The sequence below is a fragment of the Rhodonellum psychrophilum GCM71 = DSM 17998 genome (assembly GCF_000381545.1).
GTDB classification, from domain to species: domain Bacteria; phylum Bacteroidota; class Bacteroidia; order Cytophagales; family Cyclobacteriaceae; genus Rhodonellum; species Rhodonellum psychrophilum.
In genome coordinates, this window is the sequence record NZ_KB906675.1 from 16592 (window position 1) to 40531 (window position 23940).

Here is a 23940-nt window from a genome sequence, read left to right on the forward strand (position 1 = left end):
AGTTCAAAAAAATCTGTTTTTCACAAAATCAAAAACCCAAATTTTCCATGCTAGACAAAAACCAAATTGCCAAAAGGATCGCCAAAGAGGTCAAAAACGGTCAGTTCATAAATCTAGGAATCGGAATCCCTACCCTGGTAGCCAACTATATCCCCGAAAACCTTGAAGTGGTATTGCAATCGGAAAATGGTCTGCTGGGAATCGGTCCTTTTCCCACAGAAGAAAACGTGGATCCGGACTTGATCAATGCCGGAAAGCAAACCATTACCATGGTGCAAGGTTCCTCTCTTTTCAGCTCGGCAGATTCTTTTGCCATGATCAGGGGTGGACATATCCATCTGACCATCCTTGGGGCCATGGAAGTTTCCGAAAACGGGGACATTGCAAATTGGAAAATCCCAGGAAAAATGGTCAAGGGAATGGGGGGTGCCATGGATTTGGTCGCTTCAGCGGAAAATATCATCGTGGCGATGCAACACTGCAGCAAGGATGGCCAATCCAAATTGTTAAAAGAGTGTTCTCTCCCGATTACAGGGATGAGGTGCGTGAAAAAAATAGTGACGGATTTGGCCGTCTTGGATGTTTTGCCAGAAGGAGGGTTCAGACTTTTGGAAAGAGCGCCGGGGGTTTCTGTGGATGAAATCAAAGCCAAAACAGAAGGGAAATTGGTCATCGACGGGGAAATCCCTGAAATGGTATTCGACTGATCAAAATCGGACCGGAAAGAAAGCTGAGATTTGCTGATAAAAAAAGCACAACGCATATATCCCTATTATTTTTCGGAACTCAAACAAAGGTTTTGTAGTTTTGCATTCCTAATCATCCAATAAAAAATGAAAAGTTCGGAGATAAAATTCAAAATCAATCTTGACGATAAAAACCTTCCCAAAACCATTCAATGGGATGCTTCCGATAAGGAAGGTGAAGGCTTGGAAGACACCAAAAGCATCAGTTTGAATGTTTGGGACAATCTCAACCACAGCACGCTTAGAATTGACCTTTGGACAGAGGACATGTCTGTGGTGGAGATGAAACGGTTTTATATCGACATTCTTGGGGGAATGGCCCAGACCATTTTGAACGCCACCGGTGATGAATTTATCGCTGACGAAATAAAAGTGCTATGTGACCGTCTTGTCAAACACGTCAACGAAGAAAACAAAAAATCAATCCAATAAAACACAAAAAAGTCTGACCGAATCGTCAGACTTTTTTTTTGAATATTTCAATAGAATATTTTTTAAATCCATGAACTACATTTGAATTCAACCCTGTTTTTAATATTTCAGACTTGATTCCTCTTTTTCTCAAAACGATCCCTTCGTAATGAAAGAAGGAATTCCACTTTGCTTTCAAAATTTATTGGAACTCCTATATTGATAAATGATAATTTCGTTTAAATTTCACATTAATTAACGATTGATAAAATCGTTGGTGTCTGTTTTATCCTAAACCCAAAATCCTTATGCGAAAATTTACTAAAAACCTTTGTCAAACCATCTTGATACCGCTGGTCATGCTGACCTTTGGATTCACGGATGTATTGGCACAGACCACCACTATTTCCGGAACCGTAACTGATCAGGATACCAAAGAAACCTTGATTGGCGTCAATATCATCGTCAAAGGAAAAGTAATCGGAACAGTAACAGACCTCAGAGGAAAATTCAACCTCAGGGTGAACCAAGATCCACCTTTGACACTTGTTTTTTCGATGGTGGGGTTTACTTCGCAAGAAGTGGAAATAACCCAAAACAACGTTTCTGATTTGAAAATCAGTATGTCTGAACAGACATTACTTGGTCAGGAAGTGGTGGTATCTGCTTCAAGGATTGAAGAAAGCATTCTCCAGTCCCCTGTATCGATCGAAAAAATGGATATTTTGGCAATCAGAGATACTCCTGCTGACAATTATTACAAAGGAATTGCAAACCTAAAGGGTGTGGATGTTACCTCCTCCTCCGTTAATTTCCAAATCATAAACGCAAGGGGATTCAACTCGACTGGAAATACCAGATTTGTCCAACTGACAGATGGAATGGATACACAAGCTCCAGCACTGAACTTCCCAATTGGAAACCTAAACGGTCCCTCGGAATTGGATGTGGAAAGTGTTGAGTTCATTCCAGGTGCGTCCTCTGCACTTTATGGCCCAAATGCCTTCAACGGAATTCTTTTGGTCAACAGCAAGAATCCTTTTGAATACCAAGGTTTCAGTGCTTTCTACAAACAAGGGTTCAATCACTTTTCAGGCACACCAGGAGAACCAAGTAGCCCACAGCCGATGTATGAAGGTTCAATTCGCTACGCAAAGGCCTTCAACAACAAGTTTGCTTTCAAATTGAATGCTTCCTTTATGAGAGCCGAAGACTGGTACGGAACAGACCTCTCCGACCTCAACAAAAGAACCCAAGGAGACTTGCCCACCAATCCAGGTGCAAACAGTGTCCACGTTTTCGGTGATGAGGTTTCCAACAATATCGGTCTTTTGAGAAATGTAGGTGCCATTCAACAACAGGCGAATGCCTTGGGGATTGGTGGGTATATCAATAGCATTCCCGACCAAGTAGTTTCCCGTACCGGTTATGATGAAAGACATTTGGTTGATTATGGTGCGAAAAATTATAAGGTCAATGCGGCATTGCATTACAGGGTCACTGATAAGGCAGAATTGTCCTACACCTTGAACTATGGTTCAGGTACCACGGTCTATACTGGTGCTCAGCGCTATTCCTTAAGAAATTTCGAAATCAGCCAGCACAAACTTGAGCTAAAAGGCGACAATTTTTTCTTGCGTGCTTACACAACGAGAGAAAATTCCGGTGATTCTTACATTGCTGACCTTACCGGAGTAAACATCAACGATCAATGGAAAGACAATTCCACTTGGTTTGGTCAATACACTTTGGCTTACATGGGTGCCATCGCACAGCAAGGTGTAGGTCCTGGCGCATTGGGTACGACCCAGCAGCAGGCCGTTGCCCATGGTGCTGCCCGTGGATTTGCGGATCAAGGACGTTTTATGCCTGGAACACCAGAATTCGAAAATGCATCGAGCGAAGTAAGGAAAAACTTTATCCCACAAGGTTCGCTTTTCAATGACAGGTCAAGAATGTACATGGCAGAAGGACAATATGATTTCAAAGAGGAAATTTCCTTTATGGACCTTCAGGTTGGCGGTTCTTACAGGGTTTATGATTTGAATTCCAACGGAACCATTTTTGCGGATGTGGAAGGAAACAACATCACGATCAGTGAATATGGTGCTTTTGCACAGGCAGGAAAAAGAGTACTCAATGACAAATTGAAATTCATGGGTTCATTGAGATATGACAAAAACGAAAACTTTGACGGTCAGTTTAGCCCAAGGATTTCCGGTGTTTTCACAGAGAAAAACCAGAATTTCAGGGTCTCCTATCAGACAGGTTTCCGGATGCCTTCAACCCAAGCCCAGCACATCGACTTGAATGTGGTTTCTGCAAGATTGATCGGCGGACTTCCTTTTTATCGTGATAAATATGACGTTTTCACCAATGCCTTTACTTTGGCTTCCGTCAACAATTACGTAGCCGCAGTTGGTGCTGGAGCAAGCCCGGTTTCGCCACAGGCCACTGCATTGTTGCAACCCATTACGGAATTGCCTGCTTTGAGACCAGAGCAAGTAAGATCCATCGAACTTGGCTACAAAAGCCTCTTGGCCAATAGCAAACTCATGATTGATTTTGCCTATTACTACAACGTTTACAATGATTTCATAACGCAGACATCTGTCAGAAAAGCGCCAGGACCAATCTTCCCGGTACCAACTTCGAATGCGGAACTGTCGATCAATGCGATCAACGCCCCTACCCTCTTGACTCCAATCACTATCCCTGGGAGAGAAAATACTTTCCAAACCTACACCAACTTAGTAAACGAGGAAGTAAGGGCACATGGAGCAGCAATCGGAATGGCTTATAATCTTCCTAAAAACTATTCAATCTCTGGTAATTATAATTTCAACAGATTGATCACAGACATCGGCGAAGATTTCCTTTCAGAATTCAACACCCCTGAGCATAAAGTGAACCTTATATTTGGAAATAGAAAATTGACTAAGAATGTGGGATTCAATGTTGCTTATCGTTTCCAGACCGCATTTGATTGGGAATCGTCCTTTGCAGTTGGACGCGTACCTGAGGTGCATACAGTAGATGCTCAGGTAAGTTATAAGGTAAGTCCATGGAAATCCATCATCAAATTGGGAGGATCCAATATCTTCAACAATCGGTATATCCTCAATTACGGTGGCCCGACAATTGGATCGATTTATTATATCTCCATCACCTTTGATGAATTGTTCAATTAAAAAAATCCATGAATATGAAAAATATAAATAAATATTTATACCTCATTTTATTAGGCTCATTTACTGCGTGTACCTATGATTTCCCTGAAGAGGTCATTCAGGAACCTACCGCAGGCGAGGCTAATTTTACCAAAATGATAAGCGTAGGGAATTCCCTTACGGCCGGTTTTATGGATGGCGCACTCTATACCAGAAGCCAGGACAATTCCTTTGCGGTCATCCTATCGGATCAAATGGTCCCCGTTGGCGGTGGGGCATTCAACGTCCCCAATATCAATTCTGTAAATGGATTCTTTGGCCTCGCTCCTGATGGCCAAACACCATTGGGAAGATTAATCCTTACGGTCAATCCACAAACTGGAGCAACGGGACCTGCACCAATTGGACTTGGTGAAATCCCAACGGCTTTTACGGGTGACAAATCGGCATTGAATAATTTTGGCGTTTCCGGTTCCACATTGTTGACTTCCCTGATCCCCCAGACCGGAGGACCAAACGTTCCTCAAAACCCAGCTTTCAATCCCTTGTATGCAAGATTTGCCTCCAATCCAGGGGAATCTACCATTATCGGTGATGCTGCGGCAGCCTTGGGTAATGGAGGAACTTTCTTTACTTTCTGGTTGGGAAGCAATGACGTCTTGGGTTACGCTTTGGGTGGAGCCTCAAACCCGGCTATACTCACTTCAAATATCAATTTTGAACAAAGATTGAGTTTGGCCTTAGGCACAATGCTGCAAGCAAACCCTGAAGCCAAAGGCGCTGTCGCCAATATTCCAAACTTAAATGTATTGCCTTATTTCAATTTAGTGCCTTGGAATGCACTTCCTTTGGATCAGGGAACTGCTGCTTTTGTCAATCAGGCTTATCTTCAATACAACGGAGGACTTGCCCAATTGGCAGGAATGGGATTGATCACTGAAGCTGAAAAAACCAGAAGGACCATTGTGTTTAAGGCTGGCCAAAATGGCTTTGTGATGGCGGACAAAAATCTTACTGACTTGACTGGTTTTGGATTGCCTTCCATCCGTCAAAGCAACAATACAGATAAGCCCGTCCTGACTTTATCCACCGCATTGGGCGTTGCAGTCGGCGGCAATCCACAATTGGTCAGAGGGGTAAGTTTTCCTGTGGAAGACAGTTTCGTCCTGACCCAAATGGAACAAGAGGAATCGCAGGCAAAAATCACTGCCTTCAATGCTTTGATTGCAGCTGCAGTTCAGGCATCCAGCAATCGATTGGTTTTGGTAGACGTCAACAATTTCCTCAATCAAGTACTCCAAGGCCAAGTCAATGCAGGCGGTGCTTCCTTGACTGCTTCCATTATACCTCCTAACGGTGGTTTTTCGGTTGACGGGGTGCATCCAAATGCAAGATCGCATGCATTCATTGCCAATCTCTTTATTGATGCCATCAATGCAAAATGGGGTGCAAATATCCCTAAATCCAATCCAAATGCCTATCCAGGAAATGATCTTCCTGTAGGAGGTTGATTTTGGTTGGCATTGGGATTCGTCATTGTGAATAAAAAGGAATGGGGAATGCCTTCATTCGGGAATTAAAACCTCAACAGAGGGTTTAAATTCCTCCTCCAATAAAATAGAAAAGAAGCCATCCTTTCGGAATGGCTTCTTTTTTTGTGCCCATGTCTGAAACCCCTGTGATGCATTTCCATTTCTATTCCGGCCTGAAATTGCTTCATAATCAGTCGAATACTTCTGTTTTTGACCGCGCTGTATTGGGCTATTAATTAATCTCCAAATAGTCTGATTTTCTTGTAATTACTAATTACTGTCCAATCAGGACCTCTAATGCATATTTCGGGTTTAAATCCAAAATGGGTTACCATCCTTAAAACCAAAAAGTCCTTCACGATTTTCTTTCCGAAAATCGTGAAGGACTTTTTGTGTACTCCTGTTATACAATGCTTTTCAATCCATCAATCTTCCTCTTTCAAAGTGGCCAAGAAACTGACCAGATCCCTGATTTCCCTTCTGGAAAGCATATCTTTCATGTCTGGCATGCTGGAGGCTGCATTTTTCCGGGAAACCACATGCGCTTTTTGGATCAAGGTATCGGGCCTATTGCCCATCTTGACCAAGAAAGTACTGTTGGTTTCTTTTTCAAGAACACCATTGAGGGCCTTGCCATTGTTCAGCTCCAACATCACCACTCCGAATCCAGGTGATAATTTTTTACTGGGGTCGATCAAGGATTCCAATAGATCCTGCCTGTCAAGTCGAGCGGCAACGCCATTGAGTCTTGGCCCTGCTATCCCCCCAAAATCGTCATAAGAATGGCAACGCATACATTGTCCCACTTGGGATTGAAAAAATATCCTTCTTCCCTTGATCACATCTCCACCTTCCAAGCTGCTTTGGTAGGACGCCAGCGCATCTCCTTTCCACAGTTTGGTTTCCGCTTCGGTATATTTTGATTTCAAATCAGCATCTCCAGTATTGACAATTGCCTCTGAAAACTCCAGTAACACTTCCGTCTTCAATTTCCCCTTTTCCATATCTGCCAGAAGTTTCCCAAAAGTCTCCTTGGTCGCGGACACAGGCAAAGCTCCCAATGCGATCAATGCCGCTTGCTTCTCTTCCACCGTTCTTTTTTGGATGACGTCATTCAACAGATTGACTTTTAAGTCATCTGACAAATTAAGATTCCCAAGCAAATCCAAGCCAACCACCCGAACGGATTTCTCACTGTCCTCCAATGCAATCTTAATGGCCTCAGCTGTATTGGGGGCCTCCATGGCAGTCAACGCCCTTATCGCTGTCATTCTCACCTCAGGATCTCTGTCACGCTTCAAGGCCCCCAATAAAGGCTCCGATGCTTCCGTTATGCGCAGTTTTCCTGTCGCCATGACAGCGCTTAACCTGATGTCTGTTTCCTTACTTTGAAAAAGCTCCAACAAAGGCGTGGAAGATGCTTTTCTGACTATCGAGGGCTCTCTGGTGATTGTGCCCCTATTTCGACCATCTACCCTATCCAAAACCGAAGGTTTTGTCCATGTACTCAAGGCTTCTATGGCTTCCTTTCTCATGGCAACAGGTGCTTTTTCCATCGCCATATAAGCGATCAAGTTTTGCATAGATCTTTCCGTGCCCACCCTAAGATTGGCACTGATGGCTCTTCTGATCAAGGCCTCATTGGAAAAAGGAGTACTGAGCAACAAATCCGCCAAAGCTGGTAATGCTGGCTCAATGGAGAAATCATCGTTGATGGCCCTTGCGGCTTCGGTGACGATCCATTCGTTTTTATCGGAAAGGAAATTGGCAATCCCCTTGTCCTCCATCCTTCTCAAAGCCAAAACGGCTCCCATTCTAACCGCATCACTTGGATGCGAAGACAATTTTGCGATGGCTTCCGGTTTGTTGATTCTTGCCAAAGCCAAACTTGCAGCATGACGGATAAAAGCATCCTCATCATTGTTCTTTTCGAGATACGCTATCAATGGGTTTATGGCCGGCTCAAAAGCGATCCTGCCCAAGGCTTCAGCAGCAAAGAAGCTTGCCCGACTATTTTCGTCTTTTAAGAGAGGCAAGAGATCATTTCCCGCATCCTTAAATCGAATATCCCCGATCCATTTAGCTGCCTGCGCCCTGATTTCCGGGTCGGAATCCTTGAACAAAGGCACCAAAGCTTTTGCGTACTTCATGTCCTTCATTCTGGCCAACTGGCTCATCCCGACAATGGCATTGATCCGAGCCACTTGGTTGTCCTTGCTTGCAATTACCGATTCAAAAACTTTTGCCCCCTTGTCACCACGCGTAGCCAGTTCGAATTGTGCTTTCCTTCGGATCCTCATGTCTGCATGTTGGAGGTATTTCTCCAAGTCGGCTTCCTTGAGTTTTTTATAATCCAATACAATAAGTTTTTGTGTTTCCTGTCTTTCAGCAGAATTGGCTCCTTCGGCATCATCCAGTTTCCAGACCCTACCGTAATTTTTGGTATCCCAACCATTGATCCAATCTGACAAATACAATGAGCCATCCGGACCAAAATCCAAACCCGTTGGCAATACTCCTCCCAAAATCTTCTTGGTTTCTGCCAATTCAAAGCTGGCTCCTTTTGGCTTTAATTTGAAAGCATGGATACCAGACCTGGCTGGGTTGCCTACAAATTCCACTACAAAAAAGGTGTTTTTCCATTTTGGACTCAAGGCTGTTCCTGGATTGTAAACCATTCCCGTAGGTCCATTGACATAGTTGACAATAGCAGGGGTTATATAGGCAGGTTGTTTTTCATGACGGGGAAGATTCAAGCCCTCATCCATCCAAACCTTGTACGTATTGTTGTCTGGATCACGGTACTTGCCAAACTGCCAATTGATCCTCCAACCGGTATCGGATCCATTGACCAAATAAACCAAACGCTCACTCTCTCCTCGATGATCCCCATCGTTGTCAACCGAAATCAGGTTGTTGAATTCATCGAAAACAAATTCATGGGTATTTCTGACACCCATGGCAAAAATCTCAAAATCACTTCCATCCGGGTTGGCCCTGGCGATGACACCACGGTTTGGATACTTCCATTCTGTCCCATCGGGACCTTTTCCATTGAAACCAATATCTCCAATTCCCCAATAGATCCTTCCATCCGGTCCTTCTTCAAGACCAGACATTCCGTGTCCACCAAAGCCGACATGAACGCCATACCCATGGGAAATGGAGGTCTTTTCATCCATAATCCCGTCACCGTTGTTGTCCTTCAGTCTCCACATATCAGGACCGACGCCTACAAACAGGTCATCCCCGCGCTTCATCACCGCTCCAGCAACATCTGTGACCTCATCGTGGAAATCCTCCACCATGATCTGGGAATAATCCGCCAATCCGTCTCCATCAGTATCCATGACGCGGTAAATCTGTTCTTTCTCGATCAGCATGTCTCTCCAATCGTGGGAACCGTCACCATTCACATCCCCCAACCATTGGTTTTCACTGCTTCTCTCCGGAGAAAGTTCTTCCCTCAAAAACGCTCTTTTTTCTTCAACGGTCTGAAGACTTATCGATCTGATTTCCCAACTTTGATGACCCCGAATATCGAACTCGGAGTTTTTCTGACGGTTGGTCCTTGAATAGTATAAAACCCCATTCTCGTCCACATTGATGGAAATGGGATCATTGATCAGGGAGTCGACTGCCCACAATTTGAGCGTCAATCCCTCTTCAATTTCCGGGTTGACGAGTGCTTCTATTTCGGCAGCCATGGCCTGAACAGTGGCTTGATCGAGTCGTTTCTCCCTGAGGTCCACAGGGGGTTTTTCTTTGCAAGAAGTGGCCAGCATCGAAAAAGCAAAGAAAGTACAGCAGGCAGCAAAAAAAACATTTGGAAATGGAGGTTTAGGCTTCATTGGTTTTAGGCTTTGTTAAATCATTGAATATAAAGCAGAAATATAGTGAAAATGTCATTTATACACATAAAATTTTGACAATCGGTTCTATTTTAAATTATACTTCGCTTTGAAGGATGAGGGGTTTAAAAATTCAGGCAAATTCTACGAAGGGTAGTTGGGCTTCAATCCATGTTATGCGTTCCCAATTCTATTCCGGTGAAATTGCTAAAAAGCAATCTGTTATTTCTGTTTTTGGCTTCACCAAATCGGTACGATGTCCTATTCTTCAGATGGTTTGATTTTCTTGCAGTGTCAATCCCTATGCGGAAACTTCTTGCACAATCCGGGTTTAAGGGATAGAAAGGTACTTTTGGACAAAGGCAATGCGGCAGTGATCCCAAAAATTGAAAGGCTATTTTTTAGGATTGGTTTGGACAGCTGTTTTTTGGATTCTATATTGTCGGCCCAATGATCTTCCCCAGAATGGAAACACGCCAGATCATTTCAAGGATTTAAGTATCAAAGCCATTAAAAAACATTGAATTTCAAATCTTTTTCCTCAAAACCTATGCTCGACCAAATATCCTCCCCTACCCTTTTGCTCAACGAGCAGATCTGTAGAAACAACCTCAAAAAAATGGCCGATAAAGCCAAAAGGAACGGGATGAAACTTGTACCCCATTTTAAGACAGCCCAATCACAACAGATTGGGGAATGGGCAAAGGAATATGGTATCCGGGAAATCACGGTTTCATCGATCAAAATGGCAGAATATTTTTGTGGCCAAGGTTGGGACAATATCCATATCGCATTCCCTTTCAATCCTAGGGAAACCAAAAAAATCAATGATTTGGCCAAAGACCAATCGCTGTCGGTCCAACTGATCAACGTGGCCGTGACCGAAAAACTGGCCATGGAACTGGAAAATCCCCTGGGCTTTTTCATCGAAATCGATGCGGGATATGGAAGAACGGGAGTTGCGGTTACCGATTTCGAATTGATCGAAGGGATCATGAGGATGGCAATAAAAACGGATAAACTCAAGTTCAAGGGATTTTATATCCATGCGGGTCACTCCTATTATGAAAAGGACATCGAAAAGCTTTATGACGAGACGAGAGCTGCGTTAAACATGCTCAAGAATAAATACAGGTCTGAATATCCTGAATTGGTGACACGAACGGGAGACACTCCGGGATGCTCGGTCATTGAGGATTTTGGAGACATCGACGAGATGGGCCCAGGTAATTTTGTATTTTATGACCTGATGCAGGTAAATTTAGGCAGCTGTAAAAGAGAAGACATTGCTGTAGCACTTGCCGTCCCTGTAGTGGATATCCATCTTGGACGCAAAGAAATCTTGGTCCACGGTGGTGGTGTCCACTTGGCAAAGGATGTATTGACGGAGCCCGATGGTTCAAAGAACTTTGGGGAAGTGGTCTTTCTGAACGAGAATGGATGGGAAATTCCTAGCGAAAGGTCATTCCTAAAAAGTATTTCCCAGGAACATGGCCTTATCAAAGCTTCAGATGAATTGCTGGCCAAAGTTAAAGTTGGTGATCTTTTGGGGATTTTACCCATCCACAGTTGCATGACGGCGGATTGTATGGGCGCTTACCTCAGCCTAAATGGCCAAATTGTTGATCATGTTGAAGGCCACTAAGTTTTTGATTAACAAAACCGTCAATTGATAAAATAGACAACCCCTAGCTTCAGTAAAAAATCATTTCGGTCAGTCTGGTAACGGATTTCAGGATTGATCCCAAGCTCGTCACTGAGTTTGATGATCCCGCCTGCACCTATGTTGATTGAATTGAAGTTCAATCGTTCATTGGGAATTGCTTCAAACTTTCTTGTGTAGTAACCATATCCGGCCAAACCGTAAAATTGAAGTTTTTCTTCTGTGAAATAATATCGGATATTGACATCCACTCCACTCGCTTTTCCTTTTTTAGGAAGAAAAATACTGTAGGATGGTACAATGGAGACATTGTCAAAGGCAAAGTATTCCCCCGTAAAATTCATTCCAAAAAATCCAGCATTTATCGCATATTCATTTGCATAATAAATCCTTTGCTGTCCCTTGTATTGAGCAGAAGCCAAGTTAGTAAAACCCGTGAAAACCAAAAAAAACAAAACAACCTTCATCATCCTCATATCCAATTATTTCTTAAAATTTCAGGTCTGTGGCTTTGATTACAGGCCTTCTCTTGTTCCGCAAGTCCAAGGTGTACATTAGATTGAGCCGTATGATGTGTCTATTTCTAAAAGTCCCGGGAGTGGAAGTGGGACCATAGGTCCACATATGACCTCCAAAAAACATAAAATTGTTATGGGTATATCCGATAGCAGTATAGACTCTGTTTTCTTCCAAAATGTTGAGGATATGATTTCCCGTCTCAAAAAATATCTCATTTGATGGGGCCAAGAAGAGGGTTTTATTCTCCATTCTTGGTTTATTCAAAGGGATATAAGCCGTGATTTTATATCGATACCTATTGGTATACAAATAATCTGCTCCAATCAGATTGCTTCTTTTGTATCTGTGCTCAAATCGAAATTGGTGAAGGACTTTCACTCTCCCCACATTCTGGGTAAGCAGCCACTGGTGCCAAAATCTAGGTTCCAAAGTGGAATTGACAAACTCTGGATTTTCAGGGTCCGGCGTAAAATTCCAAACCAGCGTCGGCCCAAAAGTCACCTCAAAATTATCGGCAATCAAGTAGGTCAGCCCAAATCTGTTATAGACTTGACTTATCCTCCCCACAAAATCGGAACGATTGTCAATGCTGTTTTTTCTCCTGTAGTGATTTTCCTGATACCAAAACCATTTGTCACTGAGCCTCAGTTTCAAATAAAACCCATTCCAACTTTCGGTAGTCGGGGCGAGATTTGTCCTTTCGGTGATTGCGGTTTCTTGAGCGATAGATGGATTTATGGATATTGACATCAAAAAAACCAATACCTTAATCCCTCTACAAAGATTCTTTAACAACATTGATTTTTTATTATAAATCCAATAATGATTTTAATCCACTGATTGATTCCCTACGGTTGAGCCTTCTTTCCAGTCTCCGGGTGTCGGCTGAGTACAACTCAAGCATTCTGACGTTCAATTTCTCGATTTTATTCAACCAAGTTTTGATCTCGGTATATTCCTGCTCAGATTTTATCTGGTCCAGGTAATATCCAAAAACCTTTTGTCCGGCCTCAAAAAGCCTTTCCTTAACCCTTTGGTCATATCTGGTGTAGGTAAATGGGTTGAATACCTCTTCCATGTACAAGTCGTCCAATGTGGCATTGACGGCATGGATTTTCAATAGTTTTGGGTGCTGGATTTCCATTTCCGATAACAAATCCAAGATCACCTGGCCAGCCTGGTTCTTGAGTTCAAAATCATCCTCCTTGGCATAATTTTCATTCAGTCGATTGAATGCCGTAGTCAGAATATTAACCCGTATTGCTTCCACCAAACTCTTTTCTTCAGAACTGAAACCGTCTTCACCATCAAATGAATAAAGCTTAACCATTGCTTCTTTCTTGACTTGAATATTCTTTTCCAAATTCCTCAAACCTTCATTTTTTTCGATCCGTCTCAAGGCAAAATCCACTATGGATTTTTGCCTTTCCACCTCAGCCACCATTTGATCGAGATAAGAATCCGTCAATGCAAAAAAACTTTTTTCCTGATCGTCTATTGTGTACTCGATTGTTTTCTGGATTTCCTCGTCACCAAACGTGAAATTGATCAGATCCTTATCAGACAAAAAGGAAGGTCTTCTCTCTTCAAAATATCCAAGATCAAAATATTGGATATCCTTCGAATCAAACAATTTGACCAATTCTCCAAGCTGTGTTATTTTCACTTTGTACAGCTGAAAAAACGCATGTGCTTTGGCCAAAGAATCAGATTGAAACCTGTTGAGCGCCAAGGCATTTTTTTCTGAATACTCAGTCACAATCTCTTTAAGGCCATTGTATTTTAGAGGAATTCCCACCAATGCACTTTGATCATCCCTATTGATCTCAAAGACAAATCTCTTGGTGTGGATCGGTGTTTCGATCAATAAGCCCTCAGCATTGACGAACGCCTCATCGAATTTCAATATCTTGCGAAGAAAGGAACTGATAAATGCATTGCCAGAATTTTGCTCAATAACTTCTTTGTAATCTTCCAAAAAGCCATCATTAAAAAACAATCCGAACTTTTCGTCAGCAATTCTGAAACCTGAGTTTTGTTTGTTGTTGACCAGCTGGAGTTTTTCAATAGTTTTGAAAAACACAAGTTCTTCGATCAATGAATCGTTCTCAAGATCCCTTTTGACCAATCCCAAAAGAAACCCCTTTTCGTATTTCCGGATCTCGGATACGAATCTACCACCATCTTCGTATACCAGTGTCCATTCGCCATTCATCAGGCCTCCCTCAAGCACTTCTCCTCGAATAAAATGGGTTCCTTTGCCGTTGAATTCTTTATATTGAAATTTCCCGACGATATCTCCTTTTTTGAACCTGATTTCTTCTGCCTGGGCTTTCGGTTTTAATTTGCCTTCGGAAAATTCATTTTGGACAAAAGCCCAGCGACCATCCGGTATTCCCTGGGAATAGGAAGATTTCAACTTGAATTGCTCACTGTTCAAATCTATAACCACCTTAAAATCTTCGATGTCTTTCAAGACAACATTATGTCTCTCATCTTCATATTCCCAAATTCCCGACTTTAGGTTGTTTTGGAATTGACCGATGATCTCGGTACTATAAAAAATCGTATTGTCAAGCTTGTCGATTTGTTTTCGGAAAAACTGAAAATTACCGTCTTTGATAACCTCTTCGTTTTTTCCTTGGATAAATTCGAAGACACTCTCCCCTTTCAAACCATTGAAAGTATAAGCTCCAGAGTATAATTGTTGGGCTGGGAGTAAAAAGGGAAAGAGAAGGATTAAAAAGGAGACTGTAAATCTTTTCATATTTGGATTTTTCCTAAACAACAAAACATTTCAACTTGTTAAAGTATCAAGTTGAAATGTTCTATAATTTATTGCAAACATATAATTTTTTTGCCCCCCCACCAAATCAAATGGGGACTATTGGAATCTCCTCGCTTTTTATCAATATCGATTTTGAGTGATTTCCTGCAAGGATTTAAGCCAACAATTCAGAAGAAAACTTCTCAAATCAATAACCCAAAATCTTCAACATACTTCCGCTGGTCTGCTCTGGGGCAAATAGCCAATGTGAGATATTTCCATCGGCATCCCTGTCAATGATCACATGCTTGGGGGCAGGAATCAGGCAATGTTGAATCCCTCCGTAACCGCCCAAAGACTCCTGATAGGCTCCTGTATGGAAAAATCCTATGTATTGCTTCTTTTTCTCTTCGATTTTAGGGAGATAGATATTGAACTGGTGTGCTTCCGAATTGTAATAATCCATGCTGTCACAAGTCAATCCACCCAATGAAATGTTGTGGTATTCCTCGTCCCAGTTGTTCACCGCAAGCATGACGTATTTCTGGTTCAGTCCCCAACTGTCTGGTAACTGGGTGATGAAGGATCCATCGATCATGTACCAAAGCTCTTTGTCGTTCTGGAGCTTTTCGTTCAGGACCGAGTACAAAACAGCACCGCTCTCCCCTACTGTATAGCTTCCAAATTCCGTGAAGATATTCGGTTCAACCGTATTGTTTTTGGCACACATCCATTTGATGTTCTTGATGATCTGATCGGCCATATATTGGTAATCATAATCGAAGAAGACATTGGTTTTGATCGGCCATCCGCCACCGATATCCATGGTATCCAAAGAGGGTGATATTTTTTTCAAATCCACATACTTTTGGATAAAACGGGTCAATTCAGACCAATAATATGCCGTATCGCGGATACCGGAATTGATGAAGAAGTGGAGCATCTTCAGGCTCACATTTGGATTGTTCTTGATTTTTTCCTCGTAAAGGCTGATGATGTCATTGTATCTGACGCCCAATCTTGACGTATAAAAACCGAATTTGGGTTCCTCATCGGCAGCGATCCGAATCCCCACTTTGAAAGGAACTTTCACATGCTCCAAATAGTAGTCTATTTCCGTCAGGTTGTCCAAAATCGGCACACAGTTTTCGAATCCATCATTCAGCAATTCTGTGATGTATTGCTTGTAAAGATCCCTTTTAAAACCATTGCAGACAATGTGGGTCTGTTTGGTGATTTTTCCTTTTTCAAAAAGATTCCTGACCAGGGGAATGTCAAATGTCGAGGAGGTTTCGATATGAATATCGTTTTTCAAGGCCTCATCCAGCACAAAACTGAAATGGGAGGATTTTGTACAATAACAATAGGTATAGGAACCCTTGTAATCGTGCGATTTCATTGCATTCCCAAAATAGGACTTGGCATTCTGGATGCTTTCTGAAATCTTGGGTAAGTAGGTCAATTTCAATGGCGTGCCATACGTGGCAATGATTTCCATCAAATTCACACCATTAAAATATAACTCGTTGTTTTCTACATTAAATTCCTTAGTGGGAAAATCAAAAGTCTGCTCGATGAGGTCAATGTATTTGTTCATTTCAAGTATCAGAATGGTTACAATGTTACAGGCTGTAAAATTTGCTTTTAATATTGGGAATTCAAACGAAAGAGGGGAAAAACCTCTTGGCCCTTCCCCTCTTTATATCATGATCTTGAATGAATGAAAATTGGAAAATATATTTGAATCCAATTAATAAAACAGTTCCTTTTTGAGCAACTGCTCTTCATTTTCAAACCTTTGTTGGTTTTGGATGATTTTTTTGAGGATGGATTTGAACCTGATTTCCTCCTCCACGATTCCAAATATTTTTTGAAGATAACCTTTCACAGTTTCGGAATTCGATGCATAGAACTTCAGTGTGAAATTTCCCAGCTCCCGATTTTGTTGAAGGATAACTCCATTTGGCTTGCCAAGACTGACCAAGCCTCCAAATAAACTTGTATGTGTTGCATAATCGGAAGAAAGCTCAAAATAGATTACCTGAAAGCTTTTCTTTGCCTCTGGAAAGTTGGGGAAATCAAAGCTTGCCGTCTCTGTCACCTGTACGATTCCGCATGCAACCATCAAATCCATGACACTGAGAGGGTTTTCTACAGTTGTTTGGGTTTTGCTCACTTTTTGGAAAGCAAAATTTGAGTTCGCTGGTGCGTTTGCGGAAGAAATACGGTTGGATACTGACATCGGCTTAAAATTTTGGTTTTGATAAAACTGGCTTTTTTAAATGACCACATTTCAAAAGTAAGCGATCATTTTTTATTATCCTAATAACCCTATAACTTTTATAGGGTATTTGATTTATTTTTTTTTTTCAATTACAGGAAAATCCATCGTTAAACCCGAATTCCAAGACATCGAAAAAGTAACGTAAAGCATCTAACTTGATTAAGTAAGATGGAAATATGCATTAGGCTATCTTAGGATTTTGATACCGAAAGAAAATCAGACCATTGGGAGACTGATTCCTGACACCGATATGGTAAAGTCAAAAACAATGTATAACGCATTGATTACTAAATTATTTAAGACTGGAATAGAAATGGAAAAGTACAACACGGATTGAATACTTAATTCAACCCCATGGTGCATCAGAGGAAATCCCGAAAAAAAATGAGGATGTAATTTTATTAAAGCCTGGCCAATTCCACCACCGATTTTTCCAAAATGGGGAGCATTCCATTTCTGAGTTCTCCAAAAAGTTTTCGGATTCTGCAAGTCTCCTCATCGACACATTCCGGACAGGATTCGTAAAACCTTTCCGAAACACAAGGAATCAATGCAATGGGGCCATCGATGACCCGCATGACTTGAGCAATGGTGATTTCGTTTGGATCTTTGGCCAAAATATATCCTCCTTCCGCTCCCCTTACGCTTCTTAAGATTTGATGGGTTTTCAATTCTCTGAGAATATTTTCAAGAAATTTATAGGGAATTCTTTCCTTTTCAGAAATCACTTTCGCAGAAATGGGTAAACCTTGATCGTTTTCATGAAGATAAAGAATGGTTTTAATGGCGTATTTGGCTCTTTTTGACAGCATGTTCGGTATATAGACAATAACGAAAGTACAAAAAAAGAAACCTTTCTATTCGTTTTCAGAACCAAAAGTCAATCAAGAGTGAGATAAAACGTGCGGATGCTCAGAAAAATAATCAATACCCCCACAAATATCATCAAAAGTTTTGGGTTGAGTTTTTTGCAAATGATCGCTGCAAAAGGTGCCGCAATGACACCCCCGAGAATCAGACCCAAAATCGGAGCCAGGCTCAAGTCCTTGATAAAAAACAAAAAAGTGGTGGCACTTGCCAAGGAAACAAAAATTTCCACAAAATTCCCCGTACCAATCGCAAATCTGGGAACCTGTCCCTTTCCCATCAGGGTGGAGTTGACGATTGGCCCCCAACCTCCCCCACCAATGGCATCGGCAAATCCTCCAATACTGGCCAAGTAGGGAAGACTTTTGGCATTTGGGTTGAATACTTTCTTTTTCTTCCGGATCACTTTTCCCAAGATGATCAATCCCATGATAAAAAGATAAATGGCAATAAATGGTTTAATGGTGTTTCCATCGATATTGGAAAGGAAATAAGCCCCGATAACCGCTCCCAAAACACCTGGAATCATCAATTTCTTAGCAAGGTCCCATTTTACGTTTCCCAGTTTCCAATGGGAAAACCCCGAAGCCAGGCTGGTAAAGACTTGGGCAAAATGTACCCAAGCGCTGGCCACAGCAGGAGGAATCCCTATCCCCAACAAAATTGAGTTGGAACTGACTCCATAAGCCATACCCAAGGCGCCATCGATGGTTTGGGCCACAAAACCCACCAACAAAAACCAAAAAAACATTTCATAATCCATCTCGAAATTCCCAAGAAGACCCGCAAATGACTTCACGGCGATCAAAGCAATCAACACTGCACTGATGCTGAAAAACATCAACCAAAACGGCTCTTCCCTTAATTTCAAAATAATTCTTTCCATGCTTACGCTCTTGATTTCTGACTTATTTTTCAAAATTAGACCCAAATTTCTTGTTATCCAATTATCCCTACCTTTTTTGTAGGGAATAGGATGAATAAAAACCATTGTTTGACACTTTCAGAATCTAAAGCTTTTTACTGGAGAGTTCTGGAATTTTTTTGATTTGGACTGGACTTGCAAAATCAACATTTGACCTGAACGGCTTCCCCAAGCAGTTTTCTTATCAGCATAAAATTATTTGAATAAAACAACTACTTTTTTACCTGCATTATAAGTATAAAATATTTCATGGCATGCTTATTGAATATTGTGTTGCATATAAAAAAATATAAAAATGTCAGGAAAAAATAAAAAACAATTTGGAGTTTGGTTGGATTCTCAACACGCTACAATCGTAGGAAGAGAAGATACAGATTCAGGTGATTTTGTAATCATAGGTCATGAAAAAGCTGACATTCAAGGTGGAAATTCAAACGAAAATGCAGCAAACAATGCTGAAAGAGATTCCATCCAAAAGTTTTTCAAAAGCATCACCGCACACATGCAAAATGTTGACGAATTGCATTTGACAGGAACTGGAATTGTTCAGGAACAATTCATGAAACATTTGGCTGAAACTCCACAATACAAAAACACCATTACCCAAGACAGTACGGCGAACAAAATGAGTGACGAAAGTTTGGTGGAATACATCACTGAGCAATTCAGCTAATTATTATTTTTTTAAAAGTTGGGAAAGCTGCTCTTTTGGTTTGGAGCAGCTTTTTTTATTCCCCATCAAATGACAAACCTCGAACACCAAACAAAGCATCATCCCCTCCCACATTTCCTAGTCGCATTTGAAGGCCTTATTTATTTGACCAATTGCCGCGCAGCTATCTGAACGGGATCCCAAACACCCGATAAGGGAGGGACATAAGCCAAATCCGCGAAAACCAGATCTCTTGCTGTCATTTTGGCCTGAAGGGCAATGGCGATCACATCTATTCTTTTACCCGCTCCCTTGCCACCAACTATTTGGCCTCCCAGGAGTCTTCCGCTGGCTTTTTCGCTCAGCAATTTTACAGTGATTTTTTCACTGTCCGGGAGATAGGATGAAAAAACCGAACTTTCAATCAGGGCCACATCATAATCCATTCCCTCTTGGTTTGCCTCTTTTTCTGACAATCCTGTACGGGAAATTTCCAAATCCTTGAATTTTGTAATTGCTGTTCCTACGACTCCCGGGAATTCGGCTTTACCTCCGCTGATATTGATCCCAGCGATTTGCCCATGTTTGTTGGCCACTGTACCCAGTGAAATGAAAATTTCTTTTCCACTGACCAAGTGGTACGACTCTGCACAATCTCCTGCTGCCCAAATATGTTCTGCAGAAGTTTCGAGTTTTTTATTCACTTGAATGGCGCCGCCGGCACCGATCTGTATACCTGCAGCTTCTGCTATCTTCGAGTTGGGCTTCACTCCTATTCCCAAAATGACCAAGTCTGCCTTGATGCGCTTCTTGTCAGTCACGACAACTGATACCGTTCTGGAATCGTCCATTTCCAAGGACTCCAGTTTTTGTCCCAGAAAAAGATCAACACCCTCCTTTTTCATATAGGCAGCGATGATCTCGGACATATCTGGATCTAAGGTTGCCATCACCTGTGGCGCCATATCAATCAGACTCACTTTCATACCAAGGTGGAGAAGGGCTTCTGCCATTTCTATTCCTATATATCCACCACCGATGATCACCGCTGTTTTTGGCTGGTGCTTTTGGATGTATCGGTCCGCGGATTTTCCGGATTCCAGTGAGGAAAATGCAAATACGCCCTTGGCTTCAATCCCTGGAAGTTTGGGTGAAATCGGGGATGTTCCTGTTGCAATCAAGAGATCATCGTATTTTTGCCAGAATTCTGTTTTATCAAGGAGGCTCAGTATCAAAATTCTTTTTTTGGATACATCAATTTCGAGCACCTCGTGTTGGATTTTCACCTCAATATTTTGGTTCAAAAGAAATTCCTCTGGTGTTCGGGCAATCAGGTTTTTTGCAGATTTTACTTCTCCACCGATTAAATACGGTATTCCACAGGCAGAAAATGAGGGATGTTTTCCTTTTTCAAATACCAGAATCTTCTTTTTGGTATCCAGCCTTCTCAATTTGGAAGCGGCACTCATTCCCGCAGCATTTGCTCCTATTACAACCAGTAATTCGTTTTTCATCTTTTTTTATTCGCTTTCCCAATTGGAATTATTTTTTGCAATCAATTGAAAAGTTATGGATTGCAGGGTTTTCCTTTTGGGTTCAATTCACTTTACAACCTTCTCCTTTGCTTTATTTGTTTTACCAAGAGCCACAATTAGGCCAAAATAAGGTTCGACTGTCAATTTTCTTTGGTTACCATCGGTTTATTGTTTCTTGACCATTCGCTCCAGGAGCCAACATAGAGTTTTGGTATTTCCAAACCAGCATGCGCCATAGCCAACAAGGTGTGGCAAGCTGTGACGCCTGAACCACAATGCACGATCACCTCATTTGATTTTCGCCCTGCTAAGATTCCCTCATATTTTTTCTTTAAGGTTTCGGGAGAAAGAAAGAAACCGTCCTCATCCAAGTTTTCCGTAAAAGGGACATTATTTGCTCCGGGAATATGACCGGCAACCAAATCGATCGGTTCCGTTTCGCCATGGTATCGATTTGCGTCCCGGACATCGATCACAAGGTGGTCTTTGTCTTGGGAAACCTTTTCCACTTCAGCCATATCGGCAATGGAAAGCATCCATTTCTCTACTGGATAAGGTGGGGTCTTTTTGACCGTTTCCATTCCAGAGGACATTGGAAAACCCACTTTCTCCGCTGCCTGAAACCCACCATCAAGCACCTGTACGTTTTTATGACCGATGGATGCCAACATCCACCATAGCCGGGCGGCAGCATTTGATGCATTTTTGTCATCATAAATCACCACATGGCTTTTTTCTGAAATGCCAAGCGCGGACAAGGTTTCCGAAAACTGTTTAAGGGGTGGCAAGGGATGTCTTCCCCCTTTGGAAAAATCCTCGTCAATATGGGCCAGCTGAAGATCCAAATCCACATATACTGCACCTTGCAAATGCTTCACTTCATAATTTGATTTGGCATCTTTCCCTGCACGGGCATCCACAAGAACCAAGTTTTCCAGCTGCGCTAAACTTGGCAATTCATTGACATCAAGGATGGGTTTCATAAGCAATTGGTTATGTGGTTATGATGATTTTTTTAGATTCAATACACTTGTTGAATTTTTCCAAACGAATGGATTCACTTTTGTTGGCAATTATCCCAAAGATTTGAAGATTCGAAACCCTAAAATAAAGAATCACTTTCTCACTTCGCTCAAAAACATTTCAGCCTTCTTAGATTGCTTCTGCCTTGGCTTTATTTGAAGCCGAAATATGCAATAGGTTCTCCAATAGGTGTTGAAACTGCAAGAAAATCAAACCATTTGGAGAATAAGGCATTGTACCAAAACGGTGAAGTCATGAACAGTAGACAACCGACTGATGATGAATCATTTTTAGGATGGAATGGGATTGGAAATGCATAAAACGGGTTGAATGGAAAAAACAAGCAAAGGAAATTAAACCCAACAATACTGATGATTTTATAAGCAATCCTTTGGTGCCCAATCCCGAACCAACCCTAGTTCAATTTCGCTGCCATTTGTGCAAAGACATTCTGCTGATTGCTTCGCTCCAGTGGTGAGACGCTCGGCCGCAGGCTCAATCTCGTGAAAACATGAATCTCTGAATCCATGATCTGTACCTCTATTTTATTCCCGTCAGAAAGCCGGAGACCTTTATAGATCAGAACTGTACTCGTCGTGCTGGCGGTAGGGTCAAATTTTGAATGGAATGATTTGATGAATGTTCCAGTGGGTGCGACAATTCCTTTTTCAAGACCTTTTCGGACTTTTTGTATGACTTCATTGAGCTCATTTATCGTTTGGTAGGGTCTAAAGCGGTACCAGTATTTATCTTCCTCAGCCGGCTGATCGGCTTCGAGGTAGACCAACATGGGCCCGACGATATCCACGATAGTTTGAAGCTTTGCCGTAGGCACCACGATTGGATCGACAAAGAAAATGTTTTTGGGTTTTACATGCTTGTCAAAATAACCTGTCTCCATCAACTCCAAAAGCAATGCTCCACTTGTAGAAGAACCCACAAAACTGATTTTGGTATAGCCCAGTCTTTCCAACAACTCAAATTCCCGAATAATGGCGGCACGCCAATCTTCCCACTTGGAGGCTTTGAAATCTCCATAAGTGCGGCCATGCCCATCCAACAAGAGAGAGGAAACCCGATAGTCCGCATCGGCTGACCAATCCACAAATTCCTGCCACTCAAAGGTGGAAGCAGAGTAACCATGGGAAGCAATCAAAATGTGTTTGTCTAGGTCATCGGCACTCGGATTGGGGAATTTTGCGGAGACCAGATACTCCTCAGGGGCATAAAGCGAGGGATCAAAGAGCACATCCCCATCAAGAAGCGAATCGGTGATTTCAGGTGCATCGCTGCAAGCAAAAAAGAGTGAAGCCGTCAAGAATAGAGGGCCAGCGATCAAAATATTTTTCAAGAGAGTTTTCATTTTCTGTTTTCAAAAAGTTTGTAGTACAAAGTCATGTGATAATAAAGCGGTTGGAAGGTTCCGGGCGTTTTGCTTTCCTCCTGCGTGTTGACATAAAACCCAATTCCAGTATTGAAAGAAAATGGGAGATTCTTTGGCGAATAATTCAAGCCCAATTCAGGCGCCAAGAGAACAGCGGAAGATGGGAGTTCAGCAAAAACATCTTCTTCCAAGTCGGTATTCAAATAACCCGCATTCAATCTACCAACAAGATGCACTTGGCGCTTTTTGAAAAAATGCCAGCTTCCTGAAAATATATAACTGCCCTGTTTGAGTGCATTGGAATTGAAAGCAGTCCCCAGCCGGGAAGTCACGAAATCAAAGCCCACAAAAAGCCGATCCGGTTTGAAATTCGCAAAGGAATACTGGGCGGAAACCCCGTTTTCCCAATACATCTGGTGGGTTTTCTGCAAGCGGATGCCTACGTTGAGTTGCTGGGCCTCTGCAAAGCCGGCGCAAAAAAGCAGATAAAACAAAAAGTACTTCTTCATAAGGCGTTCATGATTGATTTGTGGTGATTAATACTTAAAATCGATTTTAAAGCTAATCAAATTCATACAGTTTCCATCAGGCCAAAATCAAGCTTCATCTAA

At 42.0% G+C, this 23940-nt stretch carries 18 protein-coding genes; 6 read left to right on the forward strand and 12 right to left on the reverse strand.

The window, feature by feature from the left end; all coding sequences use genetic code 11:
* The first annotated feature begins 47 nt into the window (after positions 1–47).
* The 4 genes from F824_RS0105885 to F824_RS0105905 all read left to right on the forward strand — a co-directional run bounded on the left by F824_RS0105885 (position 48) and on the right by F824_RS0105905 (position 5838).
* Positions 48–707, forward strand: coding sequence for a 3-oxoacid CoA-transferase subunit B (locus F824_RS0105885; RefSeq protein WP_019596936.1), 660 nt, complete (start codon positions 48–50; stop codon positions 705–707).
* 126 nt (positions 708–833) lie between these two features.
* Positions 834–1178: a gliding motility protein GldC gene (gene gldC, locus F824_RS0105890; protein WP_019596937.1), complete on the forward strand. Its 345-nt coding sequence runs from the start codon at positions 834–836 to the stop codon at positions 1176–1178.
* A 287-nt stretch (positions 1179–1465) separates the two neighbouring features.
* Positions 1466–4348, forward strand: a complete 2883-nt coding sequence (locus tag F824_RS0105900) for a TonB-dependent receptor (RefSeq protein ID WP_019596939.1) — start codon at positions 1466–1468, stop codon at positions 4346–4348.
* A 14-nt stretch (positions 4349–4362) separates the two neighbouring features.
* Positions 4363–5838, forward strand: a complete 1476-nt coding sequence (locus F824_RS0105905) for an SGNH/GDSL hydrolase family protein (protein WP_051107544.1) — start codon at positions 4363–4365, stop codon at positions 5836–5838.
* 446 nt (positions 5839–6284) lie between these two features.
* Here the strand turns inward: F824_RS0105905 and F824_RS0105915 are convergent, their stop codons facing one another.
* Positions 6285–9710 carry a HEAT repeat domain-containing protein gene (locus F824_RS0105915; RefSeq protein ID WP_019596942.1) on the reverse strand — a complete coding sequence of 1142 codons (3426 nt, stop codon included), beginning with the start codon at positions 9708–9710 and terminating at the stop codon, positions 6285–6287.
* A gap of 550 nt (positions 9711–10260) precedes the next feature.
* Here F824_RS0105915 and F824_RS0105925 point away from each other — a divergent pair.
* The gene (locus F824_RS0105925; protein WP_022582280.1) at positions 10261–11355 is read left to right on the forward strand and encodes an alanine racemase; all 1095 of its coding nucleotides are present in this window, start codon (positions 10261–10263) and stop codon (positions 11353–11355) included.
* Between the two features lie 20 nt (positions 11356–11375).
* Here the strand turns inward: F824_RS0105925 and F824_RS0105930 are convergent, their stop codons facing one another.
* From F824_RS0105930 to F824_RS0105965, 7 genes are all read right to left on the reverse strand, one after another.
* Entirely contained in the window at positions 11376–11843 is a 468-nt protein-coding gene (locus tag F824_RS0105930) for a hypothetical protein (RefSeq protein ID WP_033405164.1), read from the reverse strand.
* A gap of 19 nt (positions 11844–11862) precedes the next feature.
* A complete protein-coding gene (locus tag F824_RS0105935; RefSeq protein ID WP_236613220.1) occupies positions 11863–12642 on the reverse strand; it encodes a DUF2490 domain-containing protein in 780 nt (259 codons plus the stop codon).
* Between the two features lie 58 nt (positions 12643–12700).
* On the reverse strand, positions 12701–14659 hold the full coding sequence (locus tag F824_RS0105940; RefSeq protein WP_019596947.1) for a hypothetical protein: 1959 nt from the start codon (positions 14657–14659) through the stop codon (positions 12701–12703).
* A 208-nt stretch (positions 14660–14867) separates the two neighbouring features.
* Positions 14868–16256, reverse strand: a complete 1389-nt coding sequence (locus tag F824_RS0105945) for an arginine decarboxylase (RefSeq protein WP_019596948.1) — start codon at positions 16254–16256, stop codon at positions 14868–14870.
* Between the two features lie 153 nt (positions 16257–16409).
* Entirely contained in the window at positions 16410–16901 is a 492-nt protein-coding gene (locus tag F824_RS25585) for a hypothetical protein (protein WP_019596950.1), read from the reverse strand.
* Positions 16902–17344: 443 nt separating this feature from the next.
* Positions 17345–17755 (reverse strand): RrF2 family transcriptional regulator, encoded by a 411-nt coding sequence (locus F824_RS0105960; RefSeq protein WP_019596951.1) that lies wholly within the window; start codon positions 17753–17755, stop codon positions 17345–17347.
* A 68-nt stretch (positions 17756–17823) separates the two neighbouring features.
* Positions 17824–18696, reverse strand: coding sequence for a sulfite exporter TauE/SafE family protein (locus F824_RS0105965; RefSeq protein WP_139189638.1), 873 nt, complete (start codon positions 18694–18696; stop codon positions 17824–17826).
* Between the two features lie 334 nt (positions 18697–19030).
* Here F824_RS0105965 and F824_RS0105970 point away from each other — a divergent pair, with 334 nt between their 5' ends.
* Complete coding sequence (locus F824_RS0105970) at positions 19031–19408, forward strand: hypothetical protein (RefSeq protein ID WP_019596953.1); 378 nt, start codon at positions 19031–19033, stop codon at positions 19406–19408.
* Between the two features lie 140 nt (positions 19409–19548).
* Here the strand turns inward: F824_RS0105970 and F824_RS0105980 are convergent, their stop codons facing one another.
* From F824_RS0105980 to F824_RS0106005, 4 genes are all read right to left on the reverse strand, one after another.
* Positions 19549–20901 (reverse strand): FAD-dependent oxidoreductase, encoded by a 1353-nt coding sequence (locus F824_RS0105980; protein ID WP_019596955.1) that lies wholly within the window; start codon positions 20899–20901, stop codon positions 19549–19551.
* 161 nt (positions 20902–21062) lie between these two features.
* On the reverse strand, positions 21063–21905 hold the full coding sequence (locus F824_RS0105985; protein ID WP_019596956.1) for a sulfurtransferase: 843 nt from the start codon (positions 21903–21905) through the stop codon (positions 21063–21065).
* A 455-nt stretch (positions 21906–22360) separates the two neighbouring features.
* Positions 22361–23308, reverse strand: a complete 948-nt coding sequence (locus tag F824_RS0106000) for an alpha/beta hydrolase (protein WP_019596959.1) — start codon at positions 23306–23308, stop codon at positions 22361–22363.
* Positions 23305–23838, reverse strand: a complete 534-nt coding sequence (locus tag F824_RS0106005) for a hypothetical protein (protein WP_019596960.1) — start codon at positions 23836–23838, stop codon at positions 23305–23307. The genes F824_RS0106000 and F824_RS0106005 overlap by 4 nt, the downstream gene beginning before the upstream one ends.
* Positions 23839–23940: the final 102 nt, after the last annotated feature.

What these genes read in the sequence shown, in the direction of transcription:
- F824_RS0105915 (WP_019596942.1), bottom strand. Translation starts at nt 9,710, where the DNA reads ATGAAGCCTAAACCTCCATTTCCAAATGTTTTTTTTGCTGCCTGCTGT.
- F824_RS0105965 (WP_139189638.1), bottom strand. Translation starts at nt 18,696, where the DNA reads ATGGAAAGAATTATTTTGAAATTAAGGGAAGAGCCGTTTTGGTTGATG.
- F824_RS0105935 (WP_236613220.1), bottom strand. Translation starts at nt 12,642, where the DNA reads ATGTCAATATCCATAAATCCATCTATCGCTCAAGAAACCGCAATCACC.
- gldC (WP_019596937.1), top strand. Translation starts at nt 834, where the DNA reads ATGAAAAGTTCGGAGATAAAATTCAAAATCAATCTTGACGATAAAAAC.
- F824_RS0105980 (WP_019596955.1), bottom strand. Translation starts at nt 20,901, where the DNA reads ATGAAAAACGAATTACTGGTTGTAATAGGAGCAAATGCTGCGGGAATG.
- F824_RS0105970 (WP_019596953.1), top strand. Translation starts at nt 19,031, where the DNA reads ATGTCAGGAAAAAATAAAAAACAATTTGGAGTTTGGTTGGATTCTCAA.
- F824_RS0105900 (WP_019596939.1), top strand. Translation starts at nt 1,466, where the DNA reads ATGCGAAAATTTACTAAAAACCTTTGTCAAACCATCTTGATACCGCTG.
- F824_RS0105885 (WP_019596936.1), top strand. Translation starts at nt 48, where the DNA reads ATGCTAGACAAAAACCAAATTGCCAAAAGGATCGCCAAAGAGGTCAAA.
- F824_RS0105960 (WP_019596951.1), bottom strand. Translation starts at nt 17,755, where the DNA reads ATGCTGTCAAAAAGAGCCAAATACGCCATTAAAACCATTCTTTATCTT.
- F824_RS0105925 (WP_022582280.1), top strand. Translation starts at nt 10,261, where the DNA reads ATGCTCGACCAAATATCCTCCCCTACCCTTTTGCTCAACGAGCAGATC.
- F824_RS25585 (WP_019596950.1), bottom strand. Translation starts at nt 16,901, where the DNA reads ATGTCAGTATCCAACCGTATTTCTTCCGCAAACGCACCAGCGAACTCA.
- F824_RS0106005 (WP_019596960.1), bottom strand. Translation starts at nt 23,838, where the DNA reads ATGAAGAAGTACTTTTTGTTTTATCTGCTTTTTTGCGCCGGCTTTGCA.
- F824_RS0105905 (WP_051107544.1), top strand. Translation starts at nt 4,363, where the DNA reads ATGAAAAATATAAATAAATATTTATACCTCATTTTATTAGGCTCATTT.
- F824_RS0105945 (WP_019596948.1), bottom strand. Translation starts at nt 16,256, where the DNA reads ATGAACAAATACATTGACCTCATCGAGCAGACTTTTGATTTTCCCACT.
- F824_RS0105940 (WP_019596947.1), bottom strand. Translation starts at nt 14,659, where the DNA reads ATGAAAAGATTTACAGTCTCCTTTTTAATCCTTCTCTTTCCCTTTTTA.
- F824_RS0105985 (WP_019596956.1), bottom strand. Translation starts at nt 21,905, where the DNA reads ATGAAACCCATCCTTGATGTCAATGAATTGCCAAGTTTAGCGCAGCTG.
- F824_RS0106000 (WP_019596959.1), bottom strand. Translation starts at nt 23,308, where the DNA reads ATGAAAACTCTCTTGAAAAATATTTTGATCGCTGGCCCTCTATTCTTG.
- F824_RS0105930 (WP_033405164.1), bottom strand. Translation starts at nt 11,843, where the DNA reads ATGATGAAGGTTGTTTTGTTTTTTTTGGTTTTCACGGGTTTTACTAAC.